A 17082-nucleotide genomic window follows, 5' to 3' on the forward strand; every position below is an offset into this window, starting at 1 on the left:
TCGAAGGCAGACATTCCCTCCCGATTCAGTAAGTGTCCTGACTTGATGGCGTTTTTACCGGACAATTCGCCTGATTAGCCACACAAGTAGCGCTATTCCGGCGATTGCTCCCACGATCGGCGCGATCCTCTTGAGCAGCGGCGCTCCCGCGATCTCCAGCAGGTCGAGTGCCTCCTCGTCGGGCGTGCGGGAGGTGCGCAGCGTGCCGCTCGGCCTGACGTCCTCCTCTTCCGCGATCTCGGGCACGGCGGCCAGGCGGCGCTCCTCGCCGTGGGACTCGCCCAGCAGCTCGGCCAGGTTCGCCGCGAACGTGTCGATGAGCTTGGCGCCCACCTCCGCCATGACGCCCCTGCCGAACTGCGCGGGCCTACCCGTGACGTTGAAGGCCGTCTCGACCTTCACCGAGGTGGCGCCGTCGGAAGGGGTCAGCCGGGCGGCGACCGTGGCGGCGGCGGTGCCCGACCCGCGGGCCTCCTTGCCCGAGGCCGCGAGCGTGAGGGCGTAGGCGTCCTTGTCGACGTCCTCGAACCTGGCGGTGCCCCGGTAGGTGACGGTGATCGGGCCGACCTTCACCTTCATCCTGCCGGTGAACTCCTCTCCCTCGACGATGTCGAGCGTCGCTCCCGGCAGGCACGGCGCCACCCGCTCGACGTCGAGCAGGGCCGCCCAAGCCTGCTCGATCGGAACAGGAACCGTGAACTCGTGCTCGAACCGCATCGCCATCGATCCGCTCCTTCCACCTGACTGGTCGCGCTCTCCCAGCCTCGTCCTTGGGACATCCGCTGACTACCCCCGGGGCGGGCCAACAGCCCACCTCCCCTCCGAAACCCACAACCATGGAGTTTCGGACGACACCCGCCGCCCCGCACCACGCGGAGTGGGAGGGGGCCGGGGCCGACCCCCTCCAGGAAGCCCGCGCGTCAGGGGGCGCCGGCCGCCGCGCGGATCGCCCGCTGGGTCAGCACCTGGGCCAGGTGCCGCCGATAGTCGGGCTGCGCGTGCAGGTCGGCCGTCGGCGAGGTGCCCTCCGCCGCCTGCGAGCACGCCTGCGCGACCGCGTCACCGAGTTCGACCCCCCGCAGCGCCGTCTCCGTGGCCAGCGCCCGCAGCGGCGTCGGCCCCATGTTCGTCAGACCGATCCTCGCCTCCTGAATCGAGCCGTTCGACCGGCGGACCGCCGCCGCCACGCCGACGATCGCCCACGCCTGAGCCGTACGGTGGAACTTCTCGTAGTGGAAGCCCCACCCGGGCCCCAGCTTGGGCACCTTGACACCGAGCAGGATCTCCCCCGGCCCGAGCGCCGTCTCCAGGTAGTCGAGGAAGAAGTCCGCGGCGGGGATCTCCCTCGACGAGGTCACCATCACGCACTCCAGCGCCAGCGCCACCGCGGGCAGGTCGCCCGCGGGATCGGCGTGGGCGAGGGAGCCGCCGAAGGTGCCGCGGTGCCGTACCGCGGGATCGGCGACGGTGGCGGCGGCCAGGGCCACGAGCGGGCAGCCCGCGGTGACCTCGGCCGACCGCGTCACGTCGTCGTGCGTGGCCATCGCGCCGATGAAGACGTGGTCGCCCTCGTCGCGGATGCCGGTCAGCTCGCTGAGCCTGCTGACGTCCACCAGCAGCGACGGGTACGACAGCCGCAGGCGCAGCAGCGGTAGCAGCGACTGCCCTCCGGCCAGGACCTTCGCGTCCTCGTCCGAGGCCAGGGCCTCGCTCGCCTCCCGGAGGGAGGCGGGCCGCAGGTAGTCGAATGGGGCCGGGATCATCGGATGGCCCTCCAGATCCGTTCGGGCGTGCATGGCATCTGGATGTCGTGGACGCCTCGCGGCCGCAGCGCGTCCACGATGGCGTTGACGACGGCGGGGGTGGAGGCGATCGTGCCCGCCTCGCCGACGCCCTTGACGCCGAGCGGGTTGGACGTCGCGGGCGTCTCGGTCCTGTCGGTGACGAAGTCGGGCAGGTCGGCGGCCGAAGGGAGCAGGTAGTCGGCCATGGTCGCGGTCAGCAGGTTGCCGTCGGCGTCGTGGACGGCCTCCTCGAACAGCGCCTGCGCGATGCCCTGCGCGAGCCCGCCGTGCACCTGGCCCTCGACGATCAGCGGGTTGACGACCCGTCCGACGTCGTCGACCGCCACGTACTTGCGGATCTTCGCCATGCCGGTCTCGGTGTCGACCTCGATCGCGCACAGGTGCGTGCCGTGCGGGAAGGAGAAGTTGTCCGGGTCGAACGTGGCGTCGGCGTCGAGCCTGGGCTCCAGGCCGTCGGGCAGGTCGTGCGCGGCGAACGCGGCCAGTGCCAGCTCCTGGATGGTCTTGCTCGACGTGGTGCCCTTCACCGTGAACGAGCCCTGCGCGAAGTCGAGGTCGTCGGCCGAGCACTCCAGCGCGTGCGCGGCCAGCTTCCTGGCCTTGTCCTTCACCTTCTCGCAGGCCTGGAGCACGGCCATGCCGCCCACGACGAGCGAGCGCGAGCCGTAGGTGTCCATGCCCTTGTGCGAGATCGCGGTGTCGCCGTGCATGACCGCGACGTCCTCGAACGGCACGCCGAGCGAGTCGGCGACGATCTGGCTCCACGCCGTCTCGTGACCTTGACCGTGGGGCGAGGTGCCGGTGACGACCTCGACCTTGCCGGTGGGCAGCATGCGGACCGAGCCGTGCTCCCATCCGCCCGCGGCGTAGGCGAGCGAGCCGAGCACCCTGCTGGGCGCGAGCCCGCACATCTCGGTGTAGGTGCTGACGCCGATGCCGAGCTGGACGGGGTCGCCCCTGTCGCGCCTGTCGGCCTGCTCAGCGCGCAGCTTGTCGTAGCCGAACAGCGCCAGCGCCTTCTCGGTGGCCGCCTCGTAGTTGCCCGAGTCGTAGGTGAGCCCCGCGATCGTGGTGTACGGGAACTCCTCGTGCCTGATCCAGTTGCGCCTGCGCACCTCGATGGGGTCGAGGCCGAGCTCGTCCGCGAGCTCGTCCATGACCCTTTCGATGGCGTAGGTGGCCTCGGGACGGCCGGCGCCGCGGTAGGCGTCGGTCGGCATCTTGGTGGTGAAGACGCCCGTGCAGTCGAAGCTGTAGGCGTCCATCTTGTAGATCCCGTTGAACATGAACGCGCCGAGCAGCGGCACCCCCGGCGTGACCAGCATGAGGTAGGCGCCCATGTCGGCGAGCAGCTCGACCTTCAGCCCCCTGATCCTGCCGTCGGCCTCGGCGGCGAGCGTGATGTGCTGGATCTGGTCGCGGCCGTGGTGCACGGTCATGTTGCCCTCGGAGCGCGACTCGGTCCATTTGACCGGCTTGCCGAGCTTCCTCGTCAGCAGCAGGCAGAGCACCTCCTCCGCGGTGACCTGCAGCTTGGAGCCGAACCCGCCGCCCACGTCGGGCGCGATGACGCGCAGCTTGTGCTCGGGCACGCCCGTGGTCAGCGCCAGCATCACCCGCAGCACGTGCGGGACCTGCGTCGAGGTCCACAGCGTGAAGCCGTCGCCGTCGGTCGTCGCGACGACCGCGCGCGGCTCCATCGCCGTCGGGATGAGGCGCTGCTGGACGTAGGTGCGGTCGATGACCACGGGAGCGTCCCTGAGCGCGGCCTCCATGTCGCCCTGGGCGAACGTCCACGTGAAGGCCCTGTTGCCCGCCTCGTGGACCTTGGGACTGGCGTCGGTGAGCGCCTCCGTCATGTCGAGGACGACCGGCAGCGGCTCGTAGTCGACGTCGATGGCGTCGAGCGCGTCGGCGGCCAGGTAGCGGTCGGTGGCCACCACGCAGGCGACGGCCTCGCCCGGATAACGCACCTCCTCGACGGCCATCGGCGGGTGGTCGGGGATGACGACGTTCTCGCTCACCGGCCACGCGCACGGCAGACTGCCCTGCTCATCCGCGAAGTCCTGGCCGCTGAAGGCGGCCACCACGCCTGGCATGCCCTTCGCGCCGGAGACGTCGACGCCCGTGATCCTGGCGTGCGCCATCGGGCTGCGCTTGAAGGCGATGTAGAGCATGCCGGGCAGCTGGATGTTGTCGGTCCACTGGGTGCGGCCGGTCAGCAGGCGGGCGTCCTCCTTGCGCTTGCGCGCCCTGCCGACCTCCTTGCCCTCACCCGGTTCGGAGAGCATGCCGCTCTCGGCCACCTGCTGGGCCACCAGGCCCGCGTCGAGTTCTTCGGTCATGGTGTCTTCACCGCCGCGCCTCGTCGTACCGCTCTGACGATGTTGCAGTAGCCCGTGCACCTGCAGAGGTTGCCCTCAAGGCCTTCCCTGATGGCCTCCTCCGACGGGTCCGGGTTCTGCCTGAGCAGATCGATCGCGGCGATGACCATGCCAGGGGTGCAGTAGCCGCACTGCAGGGCGTGCTCCTCGTGGAAGGCCTGCTGCATCGGGTGCATGGTGCCGTTGGCGGCCAGGCCCTCGATGGTGACCACGTCGCCGCCGTCCGCCTGTACGGCGAGCACGGAACAGCTCTTCACGCTCTTGCCGTCGAGCATGACGGTGCAGGCGCCGCAGTTGCTTGTGTCGCACCCGATGGGAGTGCCGGTCTTGCCCAACCGGTCCCTGAGCAGGTGCACGAGGAGGAGCCGCGGCTCCACGTCCTCCTCGTAGCCGATTCCGTCGACGGTGACGGCGATGCGAGGCATACGTCCTCCCTCGATTCCTGAGGTCAACGAGAAAGGCGCGGGCCGGGCCGTCGCGTGGTGCGCCCGCTCGGAGCGAGGGCGACGGTCCGGGGGCGGTTTCTCATTGATAAGTGGAACGTACGCCTAACAAACGCCAGGTCAAGAGCGGCGTATCGACCTCGCGACGATCGCGACCACGCCGGCCAGCCCCAGGCCGCCGAACAGCAGCGACAGCAGGAGCACGAAGTCCCCGATGACGCCGGTGACCAACAGGATGCCGAGAACCACGAACAGGATGCCGCTGAGCAGGGCCATCCAGTCGGTCCTGTGCAACAGCCGCTGCCGCGGGGCCACGTCACGCTGCAACGCGCACCTCCATGTCGCCGAGGCCGCCCTTGAGGTTCAGCACGATGGTGGGGACCTCGCCCTTCGGCGGCGTCTCCGGCTCGAGGACCTTGTCCACCTCGACGTCGGTGCCGCCCTCGAAGGACTGGCCGATCATGATGTCGCCCACCCTCGACTTGGCGTGGACCTCCACCCGCGCCGTCGGCGGCACGATCACGACCAGCTCGCCGACCGCCAGCTTGGCGTTGAACGTCACGCTGGCGCCCGGGGTGAGCTTCAGGTCCGACAGGTCCAGCGTGCCGTCGCCGATGCCCACCTCATAGGTACGGCTGGCCTCGGCCACGCTCGTCGGTGCCCAGTTGGCGGTGCCGATCTTCTTGGGTATGTCGCCGAGCATCAGGCTCACGCCGATGATGAGGGTCAGGACGGTGCCGAGCGCGACGAGCCCGGCACCGCGGCCGAGCCAGGTGGCCACCAGCAGGCCTGCGCCGATGGTGATGAGCATGGCGCCGCCCACGGCGGTGAGGCTCGGGGCGGTGGATCCTGAGGTGGCTTGGGCCGCCACGACGATCCCTCCAACGATCAATGCCAGCAGGACGGTGACCACGCCGGTGAACGACCTGCGTCGCCTCGGGCGCGGAGTGGCGACCTGCTCGCCGTAACGGCTCAGGTCGTAGGGCGAGTGGCCGGCGCGCCTGCGGGGGTCCAGCGGCTGGAAGGGGCCGCGCGGGGCGAACGGCTGGCCGTAGGAGTAGGCGGGCTGCCTCGGCGGCGGCGCGGACTGCCCGGCCGATGGCGCGGGCCGGCCGGGTGGCGGCGAGGGCTGCCGGTACGGCGGCGCCTCCGGGACCTCGTTGACCCTCGTCGGCGCCACCGGCTCGCCGGGCGCCTCGTCCGCGGGAGGCTCGGCTGCGGCCCGGAACGCGGAGGTCTCCTGGGCCGCTGCCTCAGGCGTTGCCCTCGTCTCCGGGGCTTCCTGAGCTTCGGCGGCTCGTGGAGCCTCGGGCGCTTCGGGCGGGGTGACGGGAGCCTGCGCGGTGGTTCCGGGAGGAGTCCTGAAGGCCGCGGTGTCGAAGGCCGTCGTCGGCGGGGCCTCGCGCCGTACGGGAGCGGGCTCCCTGTGGAAGGCGGCCGGCGCGGGGTCGAAGGCGATGTCCTCCGGCGCGATCGGCTCGGTCCTGCGGTTGAGCCGCTCGGGCAGCGACCGCGCGAGAGCGGGCAGATCGAGCCCCCTGGCGTGCGCGGTCAGCAGCACGATCGCCATCAGCGTGGCCACCACCAGCGTGCCGGTGCCGAGCCAGACCGTGGCCAGGTTGATGATGAGCCCGAACCCGGCGATGCCCGTCAGCAGCGCGAACACGGTCTCGGCGTCGAAGTCGCGCCGCGACCACTGCTCGACGTATCCAGGACGGCCGTTGAACTCCTTCATCAGCAGGAAGGCCGCGATGTAGAGGAACAGGCCGATGCCGGACCCCAGCACCAGCATGGCGAATCCGACGCGGAAGACCACGGGGTCGATCCGCGTGTAGCGGCCGAGCCCCGCGCACACACCGGTGAGCATCCTGCCCTCGCCGCTCCGCTTGAGCACGCGAGGTGGGGCTGCCTGGTCAGTGGGCGGTGCTTCGGTCATGACACCATCGTGGCGTGCGCGGCGGGGACACGCATCCGGGACTCCCCTGAGGCGACCCCGAGAAGGGGAACCAGGGCTCTCCCCTGATGTCGGGCATGACCGCGACGTGTGACTATGGCGGTGTTATGGCTGACCAACAGACTCTGCGCGAGACGGACGACGCGCCCTTTCCCCGCCTGACCCGTCCGATGGAGGGGCGGCTGGTGGGCGGCGTCGCCCAGGGGCTCGCCGCCCAGCTGAAGCTGGACCCCATCGTGATCAGGCTGAGCTTCGTGCTGCTCAGTGTGGTGGACGGCGTGGGCCTCGCGGCCTACGCCGTGCTGTGGATGATCACGCCGCGCAGGCAGGCCGAGGGCCCGGTCCCCGCGCGCGACTGGAGCCAGCTCGCCGCCTTCACCGCGATCGGCGTGGCGCTGGCCGCGTTCGGGTGGCTGACCGGCGCCTCCAAGGGCGGGCTCGGCATGCTGCCGTTCGCCGTCGGCGGCATCGGCACGCTCATCCTCTGGCAACAGGCCGATCCCGAACGTCGTAAGAACTGGGTCAGCGGCGCCACCAAGGGCATGCGCCAGAACCGCGTGCGCACGCTGCTCGGCGTGATCCTCGTGATCGTCGGCGCGATCGGCTTCCTCGCCCTCCAAGGGGAACTGGACGCCGCCAGGCCGGGGTTGCTCTACACGGCCGTCGTGGTCGGCGGCCTCGCGGTCATCGCCGCGCCGTGGCTGGCGGGCCTGTGGAAGGAGCTCCAGCTCGAACGGCGCGAGCGCATCAGGCAGGAGGAGCGCGCCGAGGTCGCCGCGATGGTCCACGACTCGGTGCTGCACACCCTCACCCTCATTCAGCGCGTCGCGCACGACCCGCGCGAGGTCACCAGGCTGGCACGGGCGCAGGAGCGCGACCTGCGCAACTGGCTGTACCAGCCGGCGCAGGACGCCGACGCCACGTTCGCCGCCGCCGTACGGCGGATCGCGGCGGAGGAGGAGGACGCGCACGGCGTGCCCATCGAGGTCGTCTGCGTGGGCGACACCGAGCTCGACTCCGCCGGCAGGCTCGCGGCGATGCTCAAGGCGTCGCGGCAGGCGATGGTCAACGCGGCGAAATACTCTGAAAGCTCGGTCATCTCCGTCTACGCGGAGGTAGAGGGTGAAGAAGTCACCATTTTCGTGAAGGATCGGGGCAAGGGCTTCGATCTCGATGAGGTGCCACTGGACCGGATGGGGATCAGGGAGTCCATCATCGGAAGGATGGAGCGCCATGGCGGCAGCGCCAGGGTGCGCACCGAGCCCGGCGAGGGCACGGAAGTGATGTTGACGGTGAAGGTGGACAAATGATTCGCGTGCTGATCGTCGATGACCATCGGCTGTTCCGTTCCGGCGTCCGCGCCGAGCTGGGCGACTCGATCCAGGTCGTGGGCGAGGCCGAGGACGTCGAGTCGGCGGTGAAGGCGATCGCCACGCTCGAGCCCGACGTGGTGCTGCTCGACGTGCACATGCCCGGCGGCGGCGGCCAGGAGGTGCTGCGCAGGGTGCTCGGCGCCGGTTCGCAGGTGCGTTTCCTCGCCCTGTCGGTCTCCGACGCCGCCGAGGACGTGATCGGCGTGATCAGGGGAGGGGCGCGCGGCTACGTCACCAAGAACATCAGCGGCCGCGAGCTGACCGACGCCATCCGCCGCGTCTCGGACGGCGACGCGGTGTTCTCCCCCCGGCTGGCGGGCTTCGTGCTCGACGCCTTCGCCTCGACGGAGGCGCCCTCCATCGATCCCGAGCTCGACTCGCTCACCCAGCGCGAGCGCGAGGTCCTGCGGCTCATCGCGCGCGGCTACGCCTACAAGGAGATCGCCAAGGAGCTGTTCATCTCCGTCAAGACCGTGGAGACCCACGTGTCGTCGGTGTTGCGCAAGCTCCAGCTGTCCAACAGGCATGAGCTGTCGCGCTGGGCCACCGCCAGACGCCTCGTTTGAGCGGCCGGTCAGCGTCCGGTGCGTGAGCGGTGCGCGGCTCCGGCCACCGTACCTATCATGAACATTCTGATTTCCGGCGCAAGCATCGGTGGTCCCGCCCTCGCCTTCTGGCTCAGGAAGTACGGCTTCGACGTCACGATCGTGGAACTGTCGCAGGGCCTCAGGCCCGGCGGGCAGGCGATCGACGTGCGCGGCCCCGCCCTCGAGGTGGCCGAGCGGATGGGCCTGCTGGAGGAGATCCGCGCCGGCAAGGTGGACATGCGTGGCATGTCCATGGTCGACGCCGAGGGCAATGAGATCTACCGCTCCGAGGAGCACACGTTCACCGGCGGCGACCTGTCCAGCCCCGACATCGAGATCCTGCGCGACGACCTGAGCCGGATCATGGCAGGGGCGGCGCAGGACGTGGAGTACCTCTTCGGCGACTCCATCAGGGAGATCGTCCAGGACGACGAGGGCGCGCACGTCACCTTCGACAGCGGGCTGCGCCGTACGTTCGACGCCGTGGTGGGCGCCGACGGGCTCCACTCCAACACCCGCAGGCTGGTCTTCGGCCCCGAGCGGGACTTCAGCCGTCACCTCGGCACCTACCTCGCCGTGTGGACCGCGCCCAACATCCTCGGCCTCGACCGCTGGCAGGTCTTCCACCAGGTGCCGGGCGGCAACTGGGGCGGCGGCGTGATGAGCGTGCGCCGCAACAGCGAGGCGCGTGTCTACATGGGGTTCGAGTCGGAGCCGCTCGACTACGACTACCGCGACGTCACCGCGCAGAAGCGCATCCTGCAGGACCGGCTGGGCGAGGCGGGCTGGGTGCTGCCCGAGCTGCTCGGGCACATGTGGGAGGCCAAGGACTTCCACCTCGACTCGATGTCCCAGATCCACATGGACAGCTGGTCGAGCGGCAGGGTCGTGCTGCTCGGCGACGCGGGCTACTGCGGCTCGCCGCTGTCGGGGCAGGGCACGAGCATGGCGATGGTGGGGGCCTACGTCCTGGCGGGCGAGCTGGCCGCGGCCGGCGGCGACCACGTGGCCGCGTTCGCGGCATACGAGCGGGAGCTGCGCGAGTACGTCAGGCGCAACCAGGAGCTCGCCTACGCCAACAAGGAGAGGATGGAGGCCGAACGGGCCGGTGTGGAGTTCGACGGTGAGGACTTCGCCGAGGTCGCAGGGGGCTTGACCTTGAAGGACTACTAGTCTCATGCGACATTTCGGATATGGGCAGAGACGTGCCGGTCATCGTGTTCAGTCGTGACGATCGACGGAATTACCGTGACAAAGTGCGGCGAAATCTGGACATCTTTGCCCAGATGTTGCGAGAGTCGCGCTTCGAGTTCGACCGGCCGCAGGCGGGGCTGGAGATCGAGCTCAACCTGGTGGACGAGCGCGGCGAGCCCGCGATGCGCAACGCGGAGGTCCTCGCCGCCATCGCCCAGCCCGACTGGGCGACCGAGCTCGGCCAGTTCAACGTCGAGATCAACGTCGCGCCGCAGGGCCTGGACGGCGACGGTGCGCTCCGCCTCGAGGAGTCGGTGCGCGCCAGGCTCAACCACGCCGAGGAACGCGCGCGCTCCGAAGGCGGCCACCTGGTCCTGATCGGCATCCTGCCGACCCTGCGCCAGGAGGACACCCACGAGGGCACCCTCTCGGCCAACCCGCGCTACAAGCTGCTCAACGAGCAGATCTTCGCCGCCAGGGGCGAAGATCTGCACCTGCTCATCGAGGGCACCGAACGGCTCGACACCTACGCCGACAGCATCACCCCCGAGGCCGCCTGCACCAGCGTCCAGCTGCACCTGCAGGTCAGCCCCGAGGCGTTCGCCGCCCACTGGAACGCCGCCCAGGCCATCGCGGGCCCGCAGGTGGCCGTCGCGGCCAACTCGCCCTACCTGTTCGGCAAGGAGCTGCACAGGGAGACCAGGATCGCGCTGTTCGAGCAGGCCACCGACACCCGCCCCACCGAGCTCAAGAGCCAGGGCGTACGGCCCCGCGTGTGGTTCGGCGAGCGGTGGATCACGAGCGTCTTCGACCTGTTCGAGGAGAACGTCCGCTACTTTCCCGCGCTGCTTCCGCTCTGCTCGGACGAGGACCCCCGCGAGGAGCTGGCGGCGGGGCGCATCCCCTCCCTCGACGAGCTGACCCTGCACAACGGCACCATCTACCGCTGGAACAGGCCGGTGTACGCGGTCGTCGACGACGCCCCGCACCTGCGGGTGGAGAACCGCGTCCTGCCCGCAGGGCCCACCTGCCTGGACGTCACGGCCAACGCGGCCTTCTACTACGGGCTCATGCGGATGCTCCCCAACGCCGAACGGCCCGTGTGGAGCCAGATGTCGTTCGCCGCCGCGGAGGAGAACCTGTCGAGCGCGGCCAGGCACGGCCTCGACGCCAGGCTGTACTGGCCGGGACTCGGCGAGGTGCCCGCGGCCGAGCTGATCCTGCGCAGGCTGCTGCCGATGGCGGCCGAGGGGCTCGCGCAGTGGGGCGTCGACGGGGCCGTCGCCGACCGGCTGCTCGGGGTGATCGAGGGCCGCTGCCTGCTCGGGCGGACGGGGGCGACGTGGCAGGTGGAGGCGGTCGAGGCGGTCGGCGGTGACCGGCGGGAGGCACTGCGCAGGATGACGCTGGAGTACATCGAGCGCATGCACAGCAACGAACCCGCCCACACCTGGAACATCTGACCCCCGGCCCGCGCTGTCCCCGAAGGAACGCCCGCCCCCGACCCCTCGCGATCTTCCCGCAGACCCCGCCCCCCGATCCGCCGTCCCGGGGCGTATGTCCCGACCTGCTGGGCAAGATGCAGGCATGACCGCGCGCCCCCTGCTCGCCGCCCTGCTGGTCCTCGTGCTGGCCGGATGCGGGGGGCAGGCAGGCCTGACCTCCACCAGCCAGGTCAAGGGCGACACTTTCGAGGAGGACGTCGAGCTCGCCCAGGTCTACACGGAGAAGTTCTGGGCCGCGCAGTTCCAGGCGCTCGGCCGCACCTACGAGCCGGTGACGAAGTTCATCCCCTACCGGGGTGAGAACGGGCCTTCGTGCGGCGGGGAGCGCGCCGTGCCGAACAACGCGTTCTACTGCTCCGAGGGCCACTTCATCGCCTACGACAAGGACTGGATGGAGGCGCTCTGGAAGGAGCTCGGCGACGGGTCCACCTATCTGATCATTCCGCACGAGATCGGGCATGCCGTACAGGCGCAGCTGGGGACGGAGTTCCAGCTCAACGTGCAGCGGGAGCTCCAGGCGGACTGCTACGCGGGCGGCGCGCTGGCCGGGCTCGTGAAGGCCGACGTCCTGAGCGCGGAACCAGGCGACGAAACGGAGCTGATGCTCAATCTGGAGGCGGCGGGCGACCCCACGGACAACTGGTTCAGACGCGACGCCCACGGCACGGCTGAGCAGCGCCAGCAGTCGTTCGCGACCGGTTTCACCAACGGCGTGGGCGCCTGCTGAGGTAGGCGGAAGTACGCCTCCAGGGTGATGCGGTGACCGGCCTGGCGGTCTAGCTTGAACGCATGCCACTGGGGAACGTCCGGGAGATCAGCTGGTTGCGGCGGGGAGCCTGCAGGACCAGCGATCCCGATCTCTTCTTCCCTCCCGCGCCGTCACCGGTGCAGGAGTCGCAGGCCAAGGCGGTCTGCTCGGGTTGTCAGGTGCTCGCCGAGTGCAGGGCCTACGCGCTGCGGGCGGGGGAGTCCGAGGGCATCTGGGGTGGTCTCACTCCAGATGAGCGCAGAAGGCTGCGCTTCCCCGCCGGATGGCGGCAGCGGAGCGCATAGCCTGCAGGGGTGCTGCTTCGCTCCCTCGCCGTCCTCGTCGCGGCCAACATCATGAACAACCGCGTCGCCCCCAGGCTCGCGCCCCTCACCTCCGCGCTCGCCACCGGCGTGCTGGTCGCCATGGCGAGGAGGTCGGGCCTGTCGTGGGAGGAGATCGGCTTCACCCGCGGGCTGCGGGGCGCCAAGGCGGGCGGCGCGCTGGCCGCCACGGTCGCCGCCGGCTACACCGCGGGCATCGCCATCCCGCGCACCCGCGAGCTGTTCCGCGACGAGCGGGCGCTGTCGCTGTCGAAGGCCGAGGTGATCGAGGCGGCGCTGCTGCAGGTGCCCGTCGGCACGGTCCTGCTGGAGGAGGTCGGCTTCAGAGGCGCCCTGTACGGCATGCTGCGCCGCGAGCGGGGCGCCGCGACGGCCACGGCGGTCTCGTCGGCGTTGTTCGGGCTGTGGCACATCCTGCCCGCGATGGAGATGGCCCGCGCCAACCCCGCGCTCGGCGAGCTGGCCTCGGGCAGCACCGACGTGACCAAGGTCGTCGTGGGCAGCGTGGTCTCGACGGCGGCGGCGGGCGTGCTGTTCTGCGAGCTGCGCCGCAGGGCGGGGCTGCTCGCGCCCTCGCTGCTGCATCTGGCCACTAACTCGCTGGGGTACCTGTTCGCCCGAATCGCCCCCGCGCCACCAGCTCGACGGTGACGAGCACGGCGACCGCCTCCGCCGCGAGCAGCGAGACCAGCACGACGAGCTGAACCACGCCCGCTTCGAGCGGTCGCGCGCCGCCGAGCAGCATCCCCACGAACGCGCCCGGCAGCGTGACCAGGCCGACGGTCCTGGTCTGGTCGAGCGCGGGGATCAGCGCCTGCGCCGCGGCGGGGCGGCAGATCTCCAGGTTGGCGTCCCTGTCGAGGAAGCCGAGCGACAGCGCGGCCTCGACTTCGCCCTTGCGCTGGCGCAGCTCGTCGAGGGCGCGCCTGCCCGCCATGGCGGTGGCGGTGAGGCAGCCGCCGAGCAGGATCCCGGCGATCGGGATGACGGTGACGCCGCGCATGGGGGCCACGCCGGTGCCGAACAGCGCGACCAGGACGGGGAGGGTGCCCGCGGCGATGGGGACGGCGGCCGGCCACGGGCGGTCCTTGGCGATGCGGCGGCCCGCGGTGACGGTGGCCACGCCGTACATGACCAGCACGAAGGCGGCGATCGCGGGCGGTGTGCCGACCACCCAGGCGATCACCAGGGAGACGGCGCCCAGCTGGACGGCGGCGCGAAGGCTCGCGGTGAGGATGGCGCGGGCGTGGCCGAGCCCGCCCAGCCCCGCCACGGCGGCCCCGCCCACGGCGAGCAGGACGACGACGACGGCGAGCGCGGGGGTGAGCGTGAGTCCCATGCAAGGTTTCTACCTGGGACCGGCGGCACTTCCGCGTCATGCCGCTCGGACGCGCGGGCCGGGTCAGGCGGTGGGGACCACCTGGAAGGCCTCGGCGTAGCGGCCCTCGCCCAGACCACCCTTCAGCGCGATGCCCGCCCAGCGCTCGCGGACGAACTCCTCGAAGCCCTCGCGGTGCCCGACCTGGCTCACGTGCGCGGACAGCGCGGTGATCTTGCGGTCCATGGTGTCGGTGATGTCCACCCAGTGGTTGGGGCTCATGCCGCCGATCAACCACACCTCGCCGACCGTCCACGGCTCGAGGTCGGCCAGCTCGGCGTAGGCGTAGGGGTTGCGCGCGTCGGGGTAGACGGCGTCGAGCGTGGCGCCGCCGACCGCGCGGTGGTCGGGGTGGCTGGGGCCGATGAACTGGTAGTTGCGCTCGGGCGTGCTCGTGATCACCACGTCGGGGCGCACCTGGCGGATCACGCCTGCGATGTCGCGGCGCAGCTCGATCGTGGGCTCGACCCTGCCGTCGTGGTAGCCGGACAGGAAGCGCACGTCGGTGACGCCGACCGCCTTGGCGGCCGCGGACTGCTCGGCCCTGCGCAGCTCGGCCATGCCCTCGCCGTCGAGCTCGCGCTCGTGGCCACCGGCGTCCCCCGAGGTCACGAGCAGGTAGGTCACCTCGATGCCCTTGTCGACGAACTGGGCGATCGTGCCCGCCGCGCCGAAGTCGACGTCGTCGGGGTGTGCGGTCACCACAAGGACGCGGGTGATCTCCATGTTCTCTCCTTCGGAAGGGGGATCCAATCTGGCAACCTTGGAGAGCGGCGGCGCATTCCTTGACGCGTTTGTCGGTGGCGCGCTTTACCCTAGGTCCGTGCCCACCCAAGTCTCTGTTGACCACCCCTTGCTCGACGGCCTCAACCCGCAGCAGCGCGAGGCCGTGATCCATCACGGCAGCCCCCTGCTCATCGTCGCGGGGGCGGGGTCAGGCAAGACTCGGGTGCTCACCCATCGCATCGCCTACCTGCTGGCCGAGCGCCACGTCCACCCGGGCGAGATCCTGGCGATCACCTTCACCAACAAGGCCGCCAAGGAGATGAAGGAGCGCATCGACCGGCTGATCGGCCCGCGCTCCAAGGCCATGTGGGTGATGACCTTCCACAGCGCCTGCATGCGCATCCTGCGCAGGGAGGCCAAGCGGCTCGGCTACCCGTCCAGCTTCTCCATCTACGACCAGGCCGACTCCCAGCGGCTCATGGCGATGGTCTGCCGCGAGATGGACCTCGACCCCAAGCGCTACCCGCCGCGCTCGTTCTCCGCCCAGGTCAGCAACTTCAAGAACGAGCTGATCGACTACGAGAGCGCCATCGACAAGGCGGGCTCACACCTGGAGAAGGTGCTGGCCCAGGCATACAAGGCCTACCAGCTGAAGTTGACCGAGTCCGGCGCGATGGACTTCGACGACATCATCATGAACACCGTGGTGCTGTTCCAGCTTTTCCCCGAGGTGGCCGAGCACTACCGGATGCGCTTCAGGCACGTGCTCGTCGACGAGTACCAGGACACCAACCACGCCCAGTACATCCTGATCAGGGAGCTGGTCGGACGGCCGCAGCTGACCACCGTCGACGGCGATCCCGTGCGGTCGGGGGCCGATCAGTCCGAGCTGTGCGTCGTCGGCGACGCCGACCAGTCGATCTACGCCTTCCGCGGCGCGACGATCCGCAACATCCTGGAGTTCGAGCGCGACTACCCCGACGCGCGCACGATCCTGCTGGAGCAGAACTACCGCTCCACCCAGAACATCCTGGCCGCCGCCAACTCGGTCATCGCGCGCAACGAGTCGCGCAAGCCGAAGAACCTGTGGTCGGACCAGGGCGACGGGCCGAAGATCGTCGGCTACGTGGCCGACAACGAGCACGACGAGGCCATGTTCGTCGCCCAGGAGGTCGACAAGCTCACCGACGAGGAGGGGGTGCGGCCAGGCGACGTGGCGGTCTTCTACCGGACCAACGCGGCCTCCCGTGTGTTCGAGGAGATCTTCATCCGCACCGGCCTGCCGTACAAGGTGGTCGGGGGTGTGCGCTTCTACGAGCGCAAGGAGGTCAAGGACCTGCTGGCCTACCTGCGGGTGCTGGCCAATCCCAACGACGTGGTCTCCCTGCGCCGCATACTCAACGTGCCCAAGCGCGGCATCGGCGACCGCGCGGAGGCGCTGATCGAGGCGCTGTCCTCGCGCGAGCGCATCTCCTTCTGGGACGCGCTGCGCAGGGCCGACGAGGCGTACGGCATGGCGACCAGGTCGCTCAACGCCATCCGCGAGTTCGTCGCCCTGATCGAGGACCTCATCGGCAAGGGCGAGGGGATGCCCCCCTCGGCGCTGGCCGAGGAGATCCTGGTGTCGACCGGCTACCGCGCCGAGCTGGAGGCCTCAGAGGACCCGCAGGACGAGTCGCGCCTGGAGAACCTCAACGAGCTGATCTCGGTCGCCTCCGAGTTCGAGGAGGCCAACCCCGAGGGCACGCTGGTGGAGTTCCTCGAGCAGGTCTCGCTGGTGGCCGACGCCGACCAGATCCCCGAGGGCGACGGCGGCCAGGGTGTGGTGACGCTCATGACCCTCCACACCGCCAAGGGCCTGGAGTTCCCCGTCGTCTTCCTCACCGCGATGGAGGACGGCGTCTTCCCCCACATCCGCTCGCTCGGCGAGCCGAAGGAGCTGGAGGAGGAGCGGCGCCTGGCCTATGTGGGCATCACGCGTGCCGAGCAGCGCCTCTACATCACGCGGGCGGCGGTGCGCAGTTCGTGGGGTTCCCCGTCGTTCAACCCCGCCTCGCGCTTCGTCAACGAGGTGCCCGCCACGCTCATCGAGTGGCGCAGCGACCCGGAGAAGTCGGCGTGGACCGCGGCCACGGCCCGCAGGGAGAGCCCCGCCCCGGCGAAGAAGACCGGAGGAAAGCCGATGCCGTCCCTGGCGCCCGGTGACCGGGTCACCCACGACGCCTTCGGCCTGGGCACCGTGGTGTCCGTCGACGGCATGGCGGAGAAGACCAAGGTGAAGATCGACTTCGGCAGCGGCGGCGAGAAGACGCTCCTGCTCGCCTACGCACCCCTGGAGAAGCTCTAGCCGGGTCGTCGGGCCCCACGCGTTTCTCGGGGGAGCCGAACTCGGACGGACGAACGGCGGCCTGTCATGGGCCGCCGTTCGTGTCGTTCACCTACTTGTTCGCCTCGGCGATCGGGTCAGGGATGGGGACCGCCTCGCCGAGCGCGTCGGAGTCGTAAACCCCGCCGGCCGGCGGCGTGACCTTGATCGAACCCCAGCGGCTGACCCGCGTCTCGGTCTTCACCGAGACGCCGTCGGCGTCGGGCAGCGTCTCCTGGACGCTCACGTTCGACGGGAAGGGCCTGTCAGGGCGGC

General features: G+C 70.3%; 17 protein-coding genes. 8 read left to right on the forward strand and 9 right to left on the reverse strand.

Annotated features, from left to right (window positions below; translation table 11 throughout):
* Positions 1-54 precede the first annotated feature (54 nt).
* From AB0B45_RS28260 to AB0B45_RS28285, 6 genes are all read right to left on the reverse strand, one after another.
* Positions 55-723, reverse strand: a complete 669-nt coding sequence (locus AB0B45_RS28260) for an SRPBCC family protein (protein ID WP_358136364.1) — start codon at positions 721-723, stop codon at positions 55-57.
* Positions 724-920: 197 nt separating this feature from the next.
* Complete coding sequence (locus AB0B45_RS28265) at positions 921-1763, reverse strand: xanthine dehydrogenase family protein subunit M (protein ID WP_358136367.1); 843 nt, start codon at positions 1761-1763, stop codon at positions 921-923.
* Positions 1760-4096 (reverse strand): xanthine dehydrogenase family protein molybdopterin-binding subunit, encoded by a 2337-nt coding sequence (locus tag AB0B45_RS28270; RefSeq protein WP_358136802.1) that lies wholly within the window; start codon positions 4094-4096, stop codon positions 1760-1762. The genes AB0B45_RS28265 and AB0B45_RS28270 overlap by 4 nt, the downstream gene beginning before the upstream one ends.
* Before the next feature lie 50 nt (positions 4097-4146).
* Complete coding sequence (locus AB0B45_RS28275) at positions 4147-4614, reverse strand: (2Fe-2S)-binding protein (protein ID WP_358136369.1); 468 nt, start codon at positions 4612-4614, stop codon at positions 4147-4149.
* 138 nt (positions 4615-4752) lie between these two features.
* Positions 4753-4959, reverse strand: coding sequence for a hypothetical protein (locus AB0B45_RS28280; RefSeq protein WP_358136372.1), 207 nt, complete (start codon positions 4957-4959; stop codon positions 4753-4755).
* Positions 4949-6568, reverse strand: coding sequence for a PspC domain-containing protein (locus AB0B45_RS28285; protein ID WP_358136373.1), 1620 nt, complete (start codon positions 6566-6568; stop codon positions 4949-4951). Before AB0B45_RS28285 ends, AB0B45_RS28280 begins: the two co-directional genes overlap by 11 nt.
* Before the next feature lie 125 nt (positions 6569-6693).
* On the opposite strand from AB0B45_RS28285, the gene AB0B45_RS28290 reads away from it, so the two are divergent.
* From AB0B45_RS28290 to AB0B45_RS28320, 7 genes are all read left to right on the forward strand, one after another.
* The gene (locus tag AB0B45_RS28290; protein ID WP_358136376.1) at positions 6694-7896 is read left to right on the forward strand and encodes a PspC domain-containing protein; all 1203 of its coding nucleotides are present in this window, start codon (positions 6694-6696) and stop codon (positions 7894-7896) included.
* Positions 7893-8525 carry a response regulator transcription factor gene (locus AB0B45_RS28295; RefSeq protein ID WP_358136379.1) on the forward strand — a complete coding sequence of 211 codons (633 nt, stop codon included), beginning with the start codon at positions 7893-7895 and terminating at the stop codon, positions 8523-8525. The genes AB0B45_RS28290 and AB0B45_RS28295 overlap by 4 nt, the downstream gene beginning before the upstream one ends.
* Before the next feature lie 57 nt (positions 8526-8582).
* Positions 8583-9719 (forward strand): FAD-dependent monooxygenase, encoded by a 1137-nt coding sequence (locus tag AB0B45_RS28300; RefSeq protein ID WP_358136381.1) that lies wholly within the window; start codon positions 8583-8585, stop codon positions 9717-9719.
* A gap of 113 nt (positions 9720-9832) precedes the next feature.
* Positions 9833-11203, forward strand: coding sequence for a glutamate--cysteine ligase (locus AB0B45_RS28305; RefSeq protein WP_358136384.1), 1371 nt, complete (start codon positions 9833-9835; stop codon positions 11201-11203).
* A 124-nt stretch (positions 11204-11327) separates the two neighbouring features.
* The gene (locus AB0B45_RS28310) at positions 11328-11972 is read left to right on the forward strand and encodes a neutral zinc metallopeptidase (RefSeq protein ID WP_358136386.1); all 645 of its coding nucleotides are present in this window, start codon (positions 11328-11330) and stop codon (positions 11970-11972) included.
* A gap of 62 nt (positions 11973-12034) precedes the next feature.
* A complete protein-coding gene (locus tag AB0B45_RS28315; protein ID WP_358136389.1) occupies positions 12035-12298 on the forward strand; it encodes a WhiB family transcriptional regulator in 264 nt (87 codons plus the stop codon).
* Between the two features lie 9 nt (positions 12299-12307).
* Complete coding sequence (locus AB0B45_RS28320; RefSeq protein ID WP_358136392.1) at positions 12308-12988, forward strand: CPBP family intramembrane glutamic endopeptidase; 681 nt, start codon at positions 12308-12310, stop codon at positions 12986-12988.
* Here the strand turns inward: AB0B45_RS28320 and AB0B45_RS28325 are convergent.
* Positions 12930-13676, reverse strand: a complete 747-nt coding sequence (locus AB0B45_RS28325; protein WP_358136394.1) for an ABC transporter permease — start codon at positions 13674-13676, stop codon at positions 12930-12932. The two genes, AB0B45_RS28320 and AB0B45_RS28325, sit on opposite strands and share 59 nt — an antisense overlap.
* 63 nt (positions 13677-13739) lie before the next feature.
* Positions 13740-14441 carry a PIG-L deacetylase family protein gene (locus AB0B45_RS28330; protein WP_358136397.1) on the reverse strand — a complete coding sequence of 234 codons (702 nt, stop codon included), beginning with the start codon at positions 14439-14441 and terminating at the stop codon, positions 13740-13742.
* Between the two features lie 127 nt (positions 14442-14568).
* On the opposite strand from AB0B45_RS28330, the gene pcrA reads away from it, so the two are divergent.
* On the forward strand, positions 14569-16788 hold the full coding sequence (pcrA, locus tag AB0B45_RS28335) for a DNA helicase PcrA (protein ID WP_358136805.1): 2220 nt from the start codon (positions 14569-14571) through the stop codon (positions 16786-16788).
* Between the two features lie 91 nt (positions 16789-16879).
* On the opposite strand, the gene AB0B45_RS28340 is transcribed toward pcrA, so the two are convergent.
* On the reverse strand, positions 16880-17053 hold the full coding sequence (locus AB0B45_RS28340) for a hypothetical protein (protein ID WP_358136399.1): 174 nt from the start codon (positions 17051-17053) through the stop codon (positions 16880-16882).
* Positions 17054-17082 lie beyond the last annotated feature (29 nt).

This window comes from Nonomuraea sp. NPDC049152, assembly GCF_040648355.1.
Taxonomy (GTDB): Bacteria; Actinomycetota; Actinomycetes; order Streptosporangiales; family Streptosporangiaceae; genus Nonomuraea.